Source organism: Hymenobacter defluvii (assembly GCF_017589435.1).
Lineage (GTDB): Bacteria > Bacteroidota > Bacteroidia > Cytophagales > Hymenobacteraceae > Hymenobacter > Hymenobacter profundi.
The window spans coordinates 304,276-318,790 of the sequence record NZ_JAGETX010000001.1; the positions used below are offsets into that span (position 1 = coordinate 304,276).

General features: G+C 57.5%; 15 protein-coding genes and 1 other RNA gene. 13 read left to right on the forward strand and 3 right to left on the reverse strand.

Going from position 1 to position 14,515, the window contains the following annotated elements; all coding sequences use genetic code 11:
- Positions 1 to 116: 116 nt before the first annotated feature.
- The 3 genes from J4D97_RS01225 to J4D97_RS01235 all read left to right on the forward strand — a co-directional run bounded on the left by J4D97_RS01225 (position 117) and on the right by J4D97_RS01235 (position 4,280).
- Entirely contained in the window at positions 117 to 428 is a 312-nt protein-coding gene (locus J4D97_RS01225; protein WP_208306025.1) for a DUF6686 family protein, read from the forward strand.
- 72 nt (positions 429 to 500) lie between these two features.
- Positions 501 to 2,165, forward strand: coding sequence for a beta-N-acetylhexosaminidase (locus tag J4D97_RS01230; RefSeq protein WP_208306026.1), 1,665 nt, complete (start codon positions 501 to 503; stop codon positions 2,163 to 2,165).
- A 246-nt stretch (positions 2,166 to 2,411) separates the two neighbouring features.
- The gene (locus tag J4D97_RS01235; protein WP_208306027.1) at positions 2,412 to 4,280 is read left to right on the forward strand and encodes a DUF4153 domain-containing protein; all 1,869 of its coding nucleotides are present in this window, start codon (positions 2,412 to 2,414) and stop codon (positions 4,278 to 4,280) included.
- 93 nt (positions 4,281 to 4,373) lie between these two features.
- Here the strand turns inward: J4D97_RS01235 and guaA are convergent, their stop codons facing one another.
- Complete coding sequence (guaA, locus tag J4D97_RS01240; protein WP_208306028.1) at positions 4,374 to 5,906, reverse strand: glutamine-hydrolyzing GMP synthase; 1,533 nt, start codon at positions 5,904 to 5,906, stop codon at positions 4,374 to 4,376.
- 166 nt (positions 5,907 to 6,072) lie between these two features.
- Between guaA and J4D97_RS01245 the strand changes: the two genes are divergently transcribed.
- From J4D97_RS01245 to J4D97_RS01265, 5 genes are all read left to right on the forward strand, one after another.
- Positions 6,073 to 6,504 carry a carboxypeptidase regulatory-like domain-containing protein gene (locus tag J4D97_RS01245; RefSeq protein WP_208306029.1) on the forward strand — a complete coding sequence of 144 codons (432 nt, stop codon included), beginning with the start codon at positions 6,073 to 6,075 and terminating at the stop codon, positions 6,502 to 6,504.
- A gap of 116 nt (positions 6,505 to 6,620) precedes the next feature.
- Positions 6,621 to 6,717, forward strand: an RNA gene (gene ffs / locus J4D97_RS01250) — signal recognition particle sRNA small type.
- A 154-nt stretch (positions 6,718 to 6,871) separates the two neighbouring features.
- The gene (locus J4D97_RS01255) at positions 6,872 to 7,075 is read left to right on the forward strand and encodes a fructose-6-phosphate aldolase (RefSeq protein WP_185283205.1); all 204 of its coding nucleotides are present in this window, start codon (positions 6,872 to 6,874) and stop codon (positions 7,073 to 7,075) included.
- Positions 7,076 to 7,163: 88 nt separating this feature from the next.
- Entirely contained in the window at positions 7,164 to 7,856 is a 693-nt protein-coding gene (locus tag J4D97_RS01260) for a cell division ATP-binding protein FtsE (RefSeq protein WP_208306030.1), read from the forward strand.
- A 33-nt stretch (positions 7,857 to 7,889) separates the two neighbouring features.
- Positions 7,890 to 8,822: a glycosyltransferase family 2 protein gene (locus J4D97_RS01265; protein WP_208306031.1), complete on the forward strand. Its 933-nt coding sequence runs from the start codon at positions 7,890 to 7,892 to the stop codon at positions 8,820 to 8,822.
- A gap of 37 nt (positions 8,823 to 8,859) precedes the next feature.
- Here J4D97_RS01265 and J4D97_RS01270 read toward each other — a convergent pair whose 3' ends face one another.
- On the reverse strand, positions 8,860 to 9,777 hold the full coding sequence (locus J4D97_RS01270) for a DUF6565 domain-containing protein (protein ID WP_208306032.1): 918 nt from the start codon (positions 9,775 to 9,777) through the stop codon (positions 8,860 to 8,862).
- Between the two features lie 147 nt (positions 9,778 to 9,924).
- Between J4D97_RS01270 and J4D97_RS01275 the strand changes: the two genes are divergently transcribed.
- The 5 genes from J4D97_RS01275 (at position 9,925) to J4D97_RS01295 (ending at position 14,354) form a co-directional block, all read left to right on the forward strand.
- The gene (locus J4D97_RS01275) at positions 9,925 to 11,073 is read left to right on the forward strand and encodes a DegT/DnrJ/EryC1/StrS family aminotransferase (RefSeq protein ID WP_208306033.1); all 1,149 of its coding nucleotides are present in this window, start codon (positions 9,925 to 9,927) and stop codon (positions 11,071 to 11,073) included.
- Positions 11,074 to 11,222: 149 nt separating this feature from the next.
- Positions 11,223 to 11,408, forward strand: coding sequence for a hypothetical protein (locus J4D97_RS01280; RefSeq protein WP_185283210.1), 186 nt, complete (start codon positions 11,223 to 11,225; stop codon positions 11,406 to 11,408).
- A 113-nt stretch (positions 11,409 to 11,521) separates the two neighbouring features.
- On the forward strand, positions 11,522 to 12,328 hold the full coding sequence (locus J4D97_RS01285; RefSeq protein ID WP_208306034.1) for a M48 family metalloprotease: 807 nt from the start codon (positions 11,522 to 11,524) through the stop codon (positions 12,326 to 12,328).
- A 147-nt stretch (positions 12,329 to 12,475) separates the two neighbouring features.
- Complete coding sequence (locus J4D97_RS01290; RefSeq protein ID WP_208306035.1) at positions 12,476 to 13,504, forward strand: Gfo/Idh/MocA family protein; 1,029 nt, start codon at positions 12,476 to 12,478, stop codon at positions 13,502 to 13,504.
- Between the two features lie 61 nt (positions 13,505 to 13,565).
- Positions 13,566 to 14,354 (forward strand): EcsC family protein, encoded by a 789-nt coding sequence (locus J4D97_RS01295; RefSeq protein WP_347879311.1) that lies wholly within the window; start codon positions 13,566 to 13,568, stop codon positions 14,352 to 14,354.
- Here J4D97_RS01295 and J4D97_RS01300 read toward each other — a convergent pair.
- A complete protein-coding gene (locus J4D97_RS01300) occupies positions 14,308 to 14,493 on the reverse strand; it encodes a hypothetical protein (RefSeq protein ID WP_185283213.1) in 186 nt (61 codons plus the stop codon). The genes J4D97_RS01295 and J4D97_RS01300 overlap by 47 nt on opposite strands.
- Positions 14,494 to 14,515: the final 22 nt, after the last annotated feature.

Consider the following 14,515-nt stretch of genomic DNA (forward strand, 5'->3'; position numbering starts at 1 on the left):
GAGTGGTCAGCTCAGCAATAAGGGGACAGAAAAGTTTGCGTTTTTTATTTAGAAATAATCTAAATAGATTTGATTTCTCACTCACGATCTAGCTCGCGTACTTTTTCACGTTGCGTATGGCGCAGTTCTTTCATCATAACGCATTTGGCTACTGTCTGCGGTGCCCGCGCACTCGGCACCTGCACTTGTGCTTTGGCAACCTGGCACTGGTAGCTACCACGGCAGAGTTCCAGGAGTTTCGGCGCTTTATTGAGGAGGAGCACGAGCGCAACTACTCCGCCTACCGTGACCCGGAAGCCCGCTGCATTGCCCTGCGCACCCCCACCGAGCGTATGGCCCTGGTACTCAGCTGGCAGGAGCTGGAGCAGCTGCACGAAATCTTGGAAAATACGGCCTTGCTGCTAGAGGTAGAAGCCTTGCTGGGGTAGGCGCCAAAATGGGTAGTGTCGGCAAAAGGCTGTATACTAGGGCGCTCTTTTCTTACAACCGCACCTTACTCTATGCGATTTTCTCTTTTGCTACTGCTTGTGGCGCTGTTCTCTGTGCAGCTAAGCTGCGCCCAGTCGTCGGCGCGCTACGCCATCATTCCCAAGCCCACGCACTTGCGCGAGCAGACGGGCACCTTCGCGCTGCCTGCCAACCTCACCATTACCGTGTCTGAAACCGATGCGCAGATGCACCAAGTGGCCGAGTTGCTGGCCGAGCAGCTGGGTACCGCTACCGGTCGTCGGCCCAGCATTGCCACCGGCAAGCGCTCCGCCAAACAGGGTATCTTTTTCGACCTCAATAAGAAGAACAAGCTGGGCGCCGAGGGCTACGAGCTGCGCGTGACGCCCAAGCAGATTACCATCACGGCCAGCGAGCCGCAGGGGCTGTTCTACGGCATGCAGTCGTTGTTGCAGCTGATGCCGGTGGAAGTGTTCAGCCCTACCCCGGTGGCAGGTGTCACGTGGGCTGTGCCGTGCTGCACCATCGAGGACCAGCCGCGCTTTGCCTACCGCGGCATGCACCTCGATGTGAGCCGCCACTTTTTTCCGGTGACCTTCGTGAAGAAGTATATCGATCTGATAGCCCTGCACAAGCAGAACACCTTCCACTGGCACCTCACCGACGACCAGGGCTGGCGCATCGAAATCAAGAAATACCCGCTGCTAACGCAAATCGGCTCCAAGCGCGACCACACCATGATTGGCCGCTACGCCGACAACAAGTTCGACGATAAGCCCTACGGCGGCTTCTACACCCAAGACGAAATCCGCGACGTGGTTGCCTACGCGCAGAAACGCTTCGTGACGGTGGTGCCCGAGATTGAAATGCCCGGCCACGTCGTGTCGGTGCTGGCGGGCTACCCCGCCCTGGGCAGCAACCCCGACAAGATTGTGCCCGTGACCGGCAAATGGGGCGTGTTTGAGGACGTGCTGTTTCCGCGCGAGCAAACGTTTCAGTTTGAAGAAGATGTGCTGACGGAGGTAATGGACCTGTTCCCGAGCAAGTACATCCACATCGGCGGCGACGAGTGCCCCAAGGTGCAGTGGAAGGAAAGCCGCTTTTGCCAGGAACTGATGCGTAAGGAAGGCCTCAAGGACGAGCACGAGTTGCAGAGCTACTTCATCCGCCGCATCGACAAGTTCATCACCAGCAAAGGCCGCCGCATGATTGGCTGGGACGAAATCTTGGAGGGCGGCCTCTCGCCCAACGCCACCGTAATGAGCTGGCGCGGCACCGAGGGTGGCCTGGCCGCCGCCCGTCAAAACCACGACGCCATCATGACGCCCGGCGAGTTCTGCTACCTCGACCATTACCAGGCCGACCCTAAAACCCAGCCCATCGCTATCGGCGGCTTCCTCACCACCGAAAAGTCGTATTCGTACGAGCCTACCCCCGATAGCCTCACGGCAGCCCAGGCCAAGCATATTATCGGTGTGCAGGGCAACGTCTGGACCGAGTATATGCTCACGCCCGAGTACGTGGAGTACATGGTATTTCCCCGCGCTACTGCCCTGGCCGAGGTGGGCTGGACTTCCAAAAAGGATAAGAACTACGCCGACTTCAACCGCCGCCTCGACGTGCACAAGAAGCGCCTGGACCTGCTGAACGTGAACTATTTCGGCGCACCCATCAACGATAAGTTTACCTACCAGTGGCCGGTAGAAGCCAAGAAGTAAACCGGTTGTCATCCTGAGCGGAGCGCAGCGGAGTGAAGGACCTTATTACGTTTGTTGCTCTTGCGTAATAAGGTCCTGCGCTCCGCTCAGGATGACAATCGGATTTAACATTAGAAAGCAGCCCCTTTGCACAGCCACTTGTCGGCTGTGCAAAAGGGCTGCTTTCATTGAGAGGAGGTAGGAAAGCAGACGGCTACACGGTAGCAACCGCTTATATTGCATTGTCGCTATTTTTATCCCTACCCCGTGAAACTACCCTCCCTCCAGCACCTGGCCGCCGAAGCGGTGCGGGTGGTGCGCCGCTTTCCACTTACCTTGCTCTGCGCGTTTGTGCTTTGCGGGGTAGGCATCTACGTCATTCATCTTGACTACAAAGAACAGCAAAAGCTGGAGTGGCTTTTCCCGGTCCTTTCCGCGGCTGGTTTGGGCCTTTCGAGTACGCTTGCGGTTGCCCTAGCTACTGAGCGGTGGGGGTGGCGGCCGGCGAGGCGCTGGGGGGCGCAGGTCGGAGTAGTAGCATTACTAGTTCTGTGGTACGCGCTGGCGCCCGCGCAGCCCAACCTGGAATGGGGCATGCGGCTGGCGCTGCTGTTGCTGGGCATGCACCTAGCCGCGGCCGCTGGTCCCTACCTGCCCGAACTGCGCCGCTCGGCCGATACGCCCGGCTTCTGGCGCTACAACGAAACGCTGTTTCTACGCATTCTGCTGGCCGGCGTCTACTCTGGGGTGCTCTTCGTGGGGTGTGCGCTGGCGCTGGTCGCTATTGATAATCTGTTCGATGTCAAGCTGGATGAGCACATCTATGGCTATTTGTTTGTGACGCTGGCGACGGTGTTTAATACGTGGTTTTTCCTGGCCGGCATACCGCACAACTTTGCTGAGCTGGAGCAGACAGCCCCCTACCCAAAAGGACTGAAGCTATTCACGCAGTTTGTGCTGCTGCCGCTGGTAGTCCTCTACCTGGTTATTCTGTACGCCTACCTGGGCCGTATTGTGGTACTCTGGACGCTGCCCAAAGGCTGGGTATCGATACTGATTCTGGCGTTTTCGGTGGCGGGTATCTTTGCTTTGTTGCTGATTCACCCCATCCGTCACGCCGCCGAAAACACCTGGATTCGCACGTTTGCGCGCTGGTTCTACCGGGCTCTGTTTCCGTTGCTGGGGCTGCTGGCTGTGGCCATCGATACCCGCATCCGCGACTACGGCATCACCGAGGAACGGTACTTTGTGCTGGTGCTGGCGGCGTGGCTGTTTTGCATGGCCGTATACTTTCTGGTGCGGCGCGGCCAGGGCATCATCTGGATTCCGGCCTCGCTGGCAGTGGTGGCGTTGTTGTCGGCCGCCGGACCGTGGAGCGCATTTGCCGTTGCCCAGCGCAGCCAGCTGAACCAACTGCGCGAAATCAGCGCGGAATATGGCTTGCTGAAGGATGGCAAGCTGGACGGGGCGGGGCAGCGCGTGCCAAAACTGTCGTTGCAAGTCCGGCAGCGCATTACGTCCATCTTCGAGTTCTTCGCCGACCGTGAGGCTACCACGCAGCTACAGCCGTTTTTCGCAGCTTCCCTCAGTTTGCCCGATTCACTACAACAGCAGGATGAGTGGAAGCAACGTCAATGGTACCAGGAACAGCCGTTTGCGGTGAGTGGCGTGCCGCGTACCAGCCAGTATACCACTGCTGATAACGAGCAACAGACTGCCAGATTCTATAACAGCGCCGAGCACCACGACTTAGGTCAAGGGCGTTACTGGCTTGGACGCGTGGAATCATATCGCTATGCTTTGCAAAAAGACAGTGTGTTGACTGAAGTTGCCACGCAAAAAGGGGCGTTCCGGTTGCGCACTCACGCCCGTGGCCGACAATTGCTGCTGGAGCAAAGGCAAGCCGACCACCGCTGGCAAACGCAGCTCACACTCTCACCTGGCACCCTAGCTGATTCATTAGCGCATGTGTACGGTTCTGGAAACGAGGGTATAGACCGTCCATTGCACTTGCAGGCAGCCAAGGACCAAATACAGCTACAATTATTCATACAAGACCTCACTCGGAACAAAAAGCAAGACACCATCTTCTATGAATACAGCGGCCAGATGTTGCTGGAGGTAGGAGAGAAATAGAAGACATAGTAAGCAAAGAAAGGCCGCTGGTACCCTACCAGCGGCCTTCTATCATTATATACTCACAATTTCACCATCTCACAACCTCACCTTCTATTCCCACTCAATGGTAGCCGGTGGCTTGGAGCTAATGTCGTACACCACGCGGTTGATGCCGCGCACCTGGTTGATGATTTTATTGCTGACTTCGGCCAGGAAGTCGTAGGGGAGGTGGGCCCAGTCGGCCGTCATGCCGTCCACGCTCGTTACGGCGCGTAGGGCCACTACCTGCTCGTAGGTACGCTCGTCGCCCATCACGCCCACGCTTTGCACGGGGAGGAGCATCACACCGGCCTGCCATACTTTCTCGTAGAGGCCGTGCGCCTTCAGGCCATCAATGAAAATGGCATCGGCGCGTTGCAGGATGGCTACCTTTTCCGGGGTGATGTCGCCCAGGATGCGGATGCCCAGGCCGGGACCGGGGAAGGGGTGGCGGTGCAGGATGTTGTGGGGCAGGCCCAACGCGTCGCCTACCTCGCGTACCTCGTCCTTGAACAAAGCCCGCAGCGGCTCCACAATCTTCAGGTTCATCTTTTCGGGTAGGCCGCCCACGTTGTGGTGGCTCTTGATGGTCACGGCTGGCCCCTTCACCGATACCGATTCAATCACATCGGGATAGATAGTGCCTTGTGCCAGCCAGCGGGCGCCTTCCACCTTCTGCGCCTCGCGGTCGAACACTTCAATAAACGTGCGGCCGATGGCCTTACGCTTCTGCTCGGGGTCGGTGAGGCCGGCTAGGGCGGCGTAGAACTCCTGCGAGGCATCTACGCCGCGCACGTTCAAGCCCAGCACTTTGTAGGCCTCCAACACGCCTTCGTACTCATCCTTGCGCAGCAGGCCATTATCCACAAAGATACCGTGCAGGCGCGGCCCAATGGCGCGGTGTAACAGCAACGCCGCCACCGACGAATCGACGCCGCCGGAGAGGCCCAGAATCACCTGATCGGTTTCGCCGATGGTGTCTTGGAGGGCCGTCACCATCGCGTCCACGAAGTGCTCGGGCGTCCAGTCCTGCTGGCAGCCGCACACGTCCACCACAAAGTTCTTCATCAGCTGCTTGCCGTCGGTGGAGTGCGTCACCTCGGGGTGAAACTGAATGCCGTAGGTCGATTGGCCTTCAATTTCGTAGGCAGCTACCTGCACGTCGGGGGTGCCGGCAATAGCCAGGAAACCGTCGGGTAGGGTTTTGATGGTGTCGCCGTGCGACATCCACACCTGCGAACCGGGCTCCAGGCCGTGCAGCAACCGGTGGTGCTGGTTGATATGCGTGAGGCGGGCGCGGCCATACTCCCGGATAGTGGCGGGCAGCACCTCGCCGCCATTCTGGTGGGCCAGCAGTTGCGCGCCATAGCATACGCCCAGCACCGGCACCTGGCCCAGGTAGGCGCTCAGGTCGGGGTTGGGAGCATCGGCCTCGCGCACGGAGCAGGGCGAGCCAGAAAGCACAACGCCCCGGATATCCTCTGTGAGGAGCGGGGCGTGGGTGTAGGGATGAATCTCGCAGTAGACGTTCAGCTCGCGAATGCGTCGCGCGATGAGCTGCGTGTACTGAGAGCCAAAATCGAGGATCAGAATCTGTTCGGGCATGGGCTCAAAGGTACTGTGCAGAATGGAACGATTGCATAGCTGGCGCAGAATTTGGTAACTAATCAGAAAATAATTGATCTGTACGTAAACTGGCGTATAGGATTCCCCATGCAGGAATAATACATTTAATATCAGTTCATTGTGCTACCTGCTTACCCCATTTCACATGCGTTCCTTCTCCAAGTCAATTTCCCGCCCCGCTTATCTTGTATTTTTTTTTCTGCTCCTGTTGAGCAGCTTTAGCACGGTGCCAGCACGGGCGCAGGCCAGCCAAACTGCCCGCGCACCCTACACCCTTACGGGTAAGGTAACGACCATAGCCGGGGCGCCGCTGGCCGGAGCAACAGTGCTGGTGCGCGGCGACCAGCGCGACAATACGGCCATTACCAACAAAGAAGGCATGTTTTTGCTGACCACCCGGCAACCCCAGCCCGTGCTGATCGTGAACTGTGCCGGTTACGAGGAAAACCAGGCCGACGTACCCCAAGCAGGAGAAGCTGTTGTGTCGCTGGCCCCCATCGACAAATACAAGAAGCAACTGCGCAAACAAGGCAAGAAGGCGTACAAGGACTGGAACGGCAAAGGCAAGCGCAACTAGCTATAATTAGCATTTTTTCAGCGTGACAATCAGGCTACTGCGCGCTAAGAGGGCTTGCTGCGAAGAAAATATTGCCCTGTTGCGCAGCAAAACCGGATAGTGTGCGTATCTTTGCACCGGCGAGTCAGAACGACCAGCTCCTGCTGAACTCCCCCAGGACCGGAAGGTAGCAAGGGTAGGCGGTTGAGCGGTGCGATTTTGGCTCGCTTTTTTTTGTCCTTGCCCCAACGCCCCGTAGCGCCATACCGCGCAAACCGGTAGCTTTGGGGCATTGTTGCTTTCCGGCGGGTAGGAACAGAACGCCGCAGTGAAAGTAAGCGTATCACTGCCAGACCGGTAGAGTCAGCTATTCAGCCAGTCATTCCTCATGTATATCATCAAAGTAAAAGGCAAGGCGAAAATTCCGGATTATATCCAGCTGCGCGACGAGCAATTTGTGCTCATTGCCTACTTCCGTGCCGACCGACCCCTCAAAGACTTGCACCGCTACGGGCTAGCTGGCAAAGAAGAACCGCTGGCTGCCGTTATCGAAGGCCTCTCGTTTGGGAAACTGCAAAAGCTGGAGGTGTAACTTGCGCAGTGTAGTAAACTGCTTTTTTTTGAACTCTCAGAGAGAGCGTGAATACGTCCAAACGCTGTCTTTTTAACTTTTGCTTCTTATGTCCGCCGTTGTTGAGCTTCACGATGCCTATATTATGCAAGACGTTAATACCGTGTTGCAGCGCGTGACGTTCACACTGGGCAAGGGAGAGTTTGCCTACCTGGTAGGACGCACTGGTTCGGGCAAAAGCTCCCTGCTGAAAACCCTCTACGCCGATCTACCGCTAGGCGGCGGCATGGCTGCCGTGGTCGACTACCCTTTGCAGAAGTTGGCGGCCAGCAAGGTGCCCTACCTGCGCCGTAAGCTGGGTATCATTTTTCAGGATTTTCAATTGTTATTCGACCGCTCAGTGGCCGATAACCTACTATTTGTGCTGAATGCCACCGGCTGGCGGGGCAAAGCCCGCAAGAAGCAACGCATTTCGGAGGTGCTGATGCGGGTAGGGCTGGCCAATGCGGCTGGTAAAATGCCGCACCAGCTTTCTGGAGGCGAGCAGCAGCGCGTAGTCATTGCCCGCGCTCTGCTCAACGAGCCCCTACTATTGCTGGCCGACGAGCCCACCGGCAACCTTGACCCCGACGTGGCCGACAGCATTATGCGCCTGTTCGTGGAAATCAACAATGCTGGTACGGCCGTGCTCATGGCTACGCACAACTACCAGATTATTCAGCAATACCCGCGCCGTGTGCTGCGCTGCCAAGACGGCCAGCTGCTAGATTCCACGGCTGCTGCTTTTCAAACAGGGGAGTAGGCGAAAAAAGAATTCTTACTTCTTAATTTTTAATTGAAAACCAGTCTGTCTATCCTGATTCCGGTGTATAACCGGGCGGTGGCGCCGCTGGTAGAGCAGCTGCGTATGCAGCTGCCTGATTGGGACGGACCAGTCGAGATATGCCTGCTAGACGATGCCTCCCGACCCGAAATCCAGGCTGAAAACCGCCCATTGGGGTTACTGCCCAACGTGCGCTACAACGAGCTTCCGCGCAACGTAGGCCGCGCGGCCATCCGCAACCAGTTGGCCGCCGCTGCCCGCCACGAGTGGCTATTGATGCTCGACAATGATGTTCTGCTACCCGATGCACAGTTTCTGACCCGCTACGACGACACCCGGGCATTGGCGTCGGTGGTGGTAGGCGGTATCACCTGCGCCACTAGTCTGCCCACCGAGCCCACCTTGCGTCTGCGTTGGTACTACACCCAGCAGCGGGAAGCGCTGCCCGCCGCCCGCCGCCGCTTGTTACCGCCGGCCCAGCTTATTCCGAGCAATCTGCTTATTCGGGCCGAAGTGTTCCGGCTATTCGGTTTCGATGAAGCCCTGACCCGCTACGGCCACGAGGACAGCAAGCTGGGGTGGCAACTGGCTCAAGCCGGCATCTCCATTCATCACCTCGACAACCCCGTGGTGCACGACGGGCTGGACCCGGCACCTGCATTTCTGCGCAAGTCGCGGGCAGCGGTTTATAATCTGGTGCTGCTGTACCACAAAGATGGTGTAGGGGCCGATAGTCAGTTGCTACGCACGGCTCTACGCTTGCAACGGGTAGGCCTGCGCCGGCCAGTAGCTGCCTTACTTCGGCGCCTACGCCCCTACCTGCACGCCAACCTATGCTCGGCCACGCCCCGCCTAGTGTATTTCGATCTGCTAAAGCTGTATTGGGTGCTACAAGAGTTGACCAGGGTGGAGAAAGCAAGACACAAAAAAAGGCCGGCTGCATAAGCAGCCGGCCCTTTAGAACTTAGCAAAAGAAAACGAACTATTCGTTTTCTTTACCATTAAACACGCCTTTCACGGCACCGCCTACGGCTTTACCGGCTTTGGCTGCTCCTTGGCCAATATCCTTACCCACTTCTTTGGCGCCTTGGCCAACGTCTTTGCCTACTTTGGCTGCGCCTTGCCCAATGTCCTTGCCTGTTTCCTTAGCACCATGCGCTACGTCTTCGGCCGTGTTAGCTACCGCGTTGGCACCTTGCTCCGCTCGGATTTTGGTTTTATCCACTGACTTGAAGGCCGCGTATTTGCCTTTTTCCTCGGCAATCTGACGCTTATCGGTAGCCGAAATTTGGTCTTTAATTTGGTCGTAACGGGCGTCCATGGCACGCCAGTCAGCGTTGATGTTGTTCCAATCGTCGATATCGTAGCTGGACTTATTGCTGTCCACCATGTTTACGAAGGCGTTATACTTCGCTTGGGCATTTTGCGGCGTCATCACAGCAATTTCCGACGTCATGGGCTTGTAATATTTGCCCATTTTAACGCTTGTACCATCGGTCGCCACGGTAGCACTACCATCGGCAGATACGGCGGGGCGGCTGGTCCAGGCGGTCGTGCGGGCATCCGAAGCCGTGGTGTAGCGGCTGCGTAGCTGGTCGAGCTCCTGCTTGCGCTGGTCGTCGTAGCTGTCGGCGTAGCGGTCTACGACGGCTACTTTGGTATCGTAATCGGCTTTCAGTTGTGCAGTTTCGCGCTCATAGTCGGCTTCGGTTTCGTTGGCAACGTTTTGCGCTTTCATCTCCGTTTCGTCAACGAAGCTTTTGAAATCGTTATAGGCTTGGTCGCTTTCCTGCGACACTTCTTTCTGTTGGTTCTCGGTGCAGCTAACCTGCGTGAACGTAAGGCCGCCCAGCAATAGGCTGGCAGCGAGAGCAGAGGTGGAGAAAGTTCTTTTCAGCATAGGAGTGAGGGTTGCGGCTCAGTCGCCTGGTAGGGTGCTGAACCCGATGGGATTAGCTAATTTTAACGCTGATAGATAGATAAGGGTTGCGAATAGACGAGACACAGGCGTGCCGGTGGCTGGCTGATCGTCACTAACTTGCCAGCTATGCTACCGATTCACTTTCTGGACCTCGCGGCCCAACACGCGCCCTTGCAACCTGCCCTGCTCGCCGCGTGCCAGCGAGTGCTAACGGCAGGCGATTTCATCCAGGGAAACGAGGTAGCAGCCTTTGCCAGCGAGCTAAGCCAGCAGCTGGAAGGGGCCGCGGTAGTACCCTGCGCCAATGGCACCGACGCCCTGCAACTGGCCCTGATGAGCCTACAACTCCCGCCCGGCGCGGAGGTCATTGTGCCGGCTTTCACTTACGTGGCTACCCTGGAAGCCGCCGCCGTGCTGGGCCTACACCCAGTGGCAGCCGATGTGCTGCCCGGCACGTTCAATCTAGATCCAGCAGCTGTAGCGTCGGCCCTCACGCCCCGCACGGGTGCCATCGTGGCGGTGCACCTGTTTGGGCAATGCGCCAACCTGGAAGCACTACGGGCACTAGCCGACCAACATGGGGTAGCCTTGCTCGAAGACAATGCGCAGGCCCTTGGCGCTGCCTACATGTTCGGCAATGGGCAGGTGCGGCCGGCCGGTACGGTAGGGGAGGTAGGGACCACGTCGTTTTTTCCCAGTAAAAACCTTGGGGGCTTTGGCGACGGGGGCGCCTTATTCACCCACGACACGGCACGGGCTGAGTTGCTACGGCAGCTTGCCAACCACGGCCAGGTGCGCAAGTATCACCACCAACACATTGGCCTCAACTCCCGCCTCGATACGCTGCAAGCGGCGCTGCTGCGCGTGAAGCTGCCCTACCTTGCCACCTGGACTACTGCCCGCCAGCGGATAGCCACCCGCTACGATGCGATTTTCGCGGATATGCCGGGGATAAATCCGCCTGCCCGCGACCCACAGAGTACGCATACCTTCCACCAATACGTCATCACCCTACCCACCGAAACCCACCGCGACCAGCTGCGGGCCTACCTGCACCTGCATGGCGTGCCTACAGCGGTGTACTATCCGTTGCCAGTGCATCAGCAGCCAGCCTATGCTTACCTGGGCTACCACACAGGGCAGTTTCCGGTAGCAGAACAACTATGCCGCACGGTGCTGGCGCTACCCGTGCACCCTACCCTGACGGAGAAGCAGGTAGACTATATTGCCGAAACGGTTCGGGCTGGGTTACTGGAAGGACATACGCCGGATTAAGCGTAAAAATGGTTAGGCAACCGTGGTGGCGTTATCAAGAGGGCATTTACTTAATTGTAACGCTCGTGCTTTCAAGCGTAGTAGTAGGGTATGCTAGGTGGTTTTATCAACACGCAATGCCTGTTCGGAACGCAACACCTCACTGTAGTATGGCCTTGCTCATACCATTTATGATGCTGTTGCTCGTGCTTTGGGTGCTGCCTTTTTGCGGGTGGCTAGTAGCCTTGGTACGTCGTCGGTTAGCCGGGAAGCCGCTAACGGCCTGGGGAGTAGTGGCTTTTTGGGGTAGTCTGCTGCCGATTATTTACTTGGGGTATTGGGCACTGTTGATTTGAGAAGTGAACATAAGTGAAGCAGAATAGGAGAGAAGCGTGGTGAGTGGAGCTGGCACCATTTTTTCTTTGCTTCGTACTACTCACCTCTCTTTAGTCCTCTTTTCTTTTTCGCAATGCGCTGCTCTTTCCTTAAGCTCTGGTTGCCTCTCTCCATCGTTTCGGTGGTAGCAGTTGCTGCCGTCAATCAGCCCAAACAGGGTTTTATTTTGCTGCCTGTTCAGCAAGATATTGCACTAGGCGCCCAGGTAGCTCAGCAAACCGACTCCACTTACCGCGCCAAGGGCCAACTGCTGGAGCGCAGCAAAAACAAACGCGCCTATCAATTGCTGGATGGCGTTGTGAATCGCGTGCTCGATAATGGCAACCTCAAGTACCGCAAGCAGTTCCCGTGGGATGTGCAAATCATCAAGGACGACGCCACGCAGAATGCCTTTGCCACGCCTGGCGGCCACATCTACGTGTTTTCGGGACTTATTAAATTCCTTGACAACGAAAATCAGCTGGCGGGCGTGCTGGGCCACGAAATTGCGCACGCCGACCGGCGCCACAGCATTCAGCAATTGCAGCAGCAGTTCGGTATCAGCTTACTGTCCAATATTTTGCTGGGTAAGAATCCGGGGCAGCTGGCGCAGATTGCCGCCGGGCTGGGCCAGCTGCGCTTCAGCCGGGGCTTCGAGACGGAAGCGGATAAGTATTCCACTATCTACCTCAACGGCACGCGTTATTACTCCTGCGATGGTGCAGCGGGCTTTTTCATCAAGGCTGAAAAGCAAGGGGGAGGCAGTACGCCCGAGTTTCTGAGCACGCACCCCAACCCTGGCTCACGCGTCATCAACATTCAAAAAAGCGCCCAGCGGCTTGGTTGCACAGGCAAAACGGTGAGTAATAGCAACTTCCTAGAGCTACAGAAGCTACTGTAAGCGGCTGCTTGGTTTGCGGTTATTCATTCTATAGATGGTAGGCACTTACCAAAGAGGTAGCCGCAAAAATGTGGGGTAGGGCCGAGCGTGCAAAACCCCACGTTTTTTTTGCAGCTTGCGGCTCCTTGGCTTCTTTCCTACACCCCGTTGGCTGAATCTCTTGCCGCCGTCCGTTTCGCTGTTTGTGGAGTGGGGCACATCGGCCGCCGCCACGCGGCGCTGGTTGCCCGACAGGCCGGTGCGCACTTGGTTGCCCTCATCGATATCGATCCGGCCTTGCCGGCCTCGATAGCGGCTGAGTTTCCCGACGTACCGTTTTTCGCGTCGCTGGATGCCTACCTGGCGGTCGGCCCCGCTGCCGATGTGCTGACCATAGCTACGCCTAATCACCTGCACGCACCGCAGGCGCTGGCTGGTTTGCAGCACGGTTTGCACGTGGTGGTAGAAAAGCCCCTGGCCCTGCACGCCGCCGATGCTCAGGCCGTGGTAGATGCTGCCGCTCGGGTAGGCCGGCTGGCTTTTGGGGTGATGCAGAACCGCTACTCGCCCCCTGCCCGCTGGCTGAAACAGATCTACGAGGAAGGTCACCTTGGGCAGATATACCTCGTGCAGATCAACTGCTTCTGGAACCGCGACGCCCGCTATTACCAGCCTAGCAGTTGGCGCGGCACGCAGGCGCAGGATGGCGGCACGCTGTTCACGCAGTTCAGCCACTTCGTAGACTTGCTCTACTGGGTGTTCGGCGACATCACCAACATCGCGGCCCGCTTTCACGATTTCAACCATCAAACGCTCACAGAGTTCGAAGACTCAGGGCTGGTGACGTTTGACTTGGTGCGCGGTGGCGCGGGTACTTTGCAATACAGCACGGCCGTGTGGGACCAGAACCTGGAAAGCTCCCTGACCGTGGTAGCCGAGCACGGTAGCGTACGCCTGGGCGGCCAATATCTGGATCAGGTGGCTGCCTGTCACCTGCGCAATTATGAGTTGCCCCCATTGCCGCCTACTAATCCAGCCAACCACTACGGCGCCTACCAGGGTAGCGCCGCCAACCACGTGCAGGTGATTGACGATATCGTGCAGGCAGTAAAGCATCCCGCCGATGTGGTGACAAACGCCTCGGATGGCGTAAAAGTAGTGGAGATAATAGAGCGCATCTACCAGTTGCGAGGGTAGAGCGCCACGGCCCGCGCAGGTCCGCGTCCGTATATAGCCAGAGAACCCAACGGACGGCTATATGACGATGACGCCCTACGAAAAGCAAGTTTACGCCGAGCTGCAAGCGTGGCAGAAACGGATGCAACGGCCGCCCTCCTGGCTGAACCGACTAACGCACCGTGTACAAACCCGGCTGAATGGCCTGTTGCCCGAGCGCGTGCATCAGGCTGTGACAGCCACCATCAAGCACATGGTGCGCGGCGTGTTGGCGGGCTCTACGTACATTACGCGTCGGCCATTGCTGGCGGCCTCTTTGCAGGAGCGGGAAACGGTGGTAGATAAGCGCATTCGGCATTATCGCCACGCGGCTGCCGTGGAAGGTGCTGCCACGGGCGCCGGCGGATTTTTGCTCGGGCTAGCCGATTTTCCGTTGCTGTTGGGGATTAAGCTGAAGCTGTTGTTCGATATAGCGGCATTCTACGGGCACGATGTACGTGCGTACCCCGAGCGACTCTACCTGCTCCATATCTTTCAGCTCACGTTTTCCAGTCAGCATACGCGCAACGCAGTGTATCGCCGGTTGGCCGGTTGGGATGCGTATGCGAAAACGCTACCACCTACAGCGGCTGAGTTCGATTGGCGTACGTTTCAGCAGGAGTACCGGGATTATATTGATTTGGCCAAGCTGGCACAGCTGCTCCCAGTGGTAGGGGCTGCGGTGGGCGCAGTTGCTAACTATAAACTCTTAGAACAGCTGGGGAGCACGGCTCGTAACTGCTACCGCCTGCGTTGGTTGAAGGAGCTAGAGAGCCAGCCGCTGACTAGCGCGGGCAAGGGCCAGCCGATACATCGGCTTCAATCTGATTGAGCAAGCACTGATAGATGGCGGCCACTGTATCAGGCCAGCCAGGGCGCCCTACCATCTGCTGCGCCTGCTGGCGCAGGATGGCCTCTAAATAAATTTCATTTTGGAACAGATTTTCTACGGCTGGTTTGGACTGGGCCACGAGAGTGCTTTTTTTTATGAGG

Excerpts from the sequence above, each read along its gene's own strand:
- J4D97_RS01225 (WP_208306025.1), top strand. The coding sequence starts at position 117 with ATGGCGCAGTTCTTTCATCATAACGCATTTGGCTACTGTCTGCGGTGC.
- J4D97_RS01230 (WP_208306026.1), top strand. The coding sequence starts at position 501 with ATGCGATTTTCTCTTTTGCTACTGCTTGTGGCGCTGTTCTCTGTGCAG.
- guaA (WP_208306028.1), bottom strand. The coding sequence starts at position 5,906 with ATGCCCGAACAGATTCTGATCCTCGATTTTGGCTCTCAGTACACGCAG.
- J4D97_RS01245 (WP_208306029.1), top strand. The coding sequence starts at position 6,073 with ATGCGTTCCTTCTCCAAGTCAATTTCCCGCCCCGCTTATCTTGTATTT.
- J4D97_RS01255 (WP_185283205.1), top strand. The coding sequence starts at position 6,872 with ATGTATATCATCAAAGTAAAAGGCAAGGCGAAAATTCCGGATTATATC.
- J4D97_RS01260 (WP_208306030.1), top strand. The coding sequence starts at position 7,164 with ATGTCCGCCGTTGTTGAGCTTCACGATGCCTATATTATGCAAGACGTT.
- J4D97_RS01270 (WP_208306032.1), bottom strand. The coding sequence starts at position 9,777 with ATGCTGAAAAGAACTTTCTCCACCTCTGCTCTCGCTGCCAGCCTATTG.
- J4D97_RS01275 (WP_208306033.1), top strand. The coding sequence starts at position 9,925 with ATGCTACCGATTCACTTTCTGGACCTCGCGGCCCAACACGCGCCCTTG.
- J4D97_RS01280 (WP_185283210.1), top strand. The coding sequence starts at position 11,223 with ATGGCCTTGCTCATACCATTTATGATGCTGTTGCTCGTGCTTTGGGTG.
- J4D97_RS01285 (WP_208306034.1), top strand. The coding sequence starts at position 11,522 with ATGCGCTGCTCTTTCCTTAAGCTCTGGTTGCCTCTCTCCATCGTTTCG.
- J4D97_RS01295 (WP_347879311.1), top strand. The coding sequence starts at position 13,566 with ATGACGATGACGCCCTACGAAAAGCAAGTTTACGCCGAGCTGCAAGCG.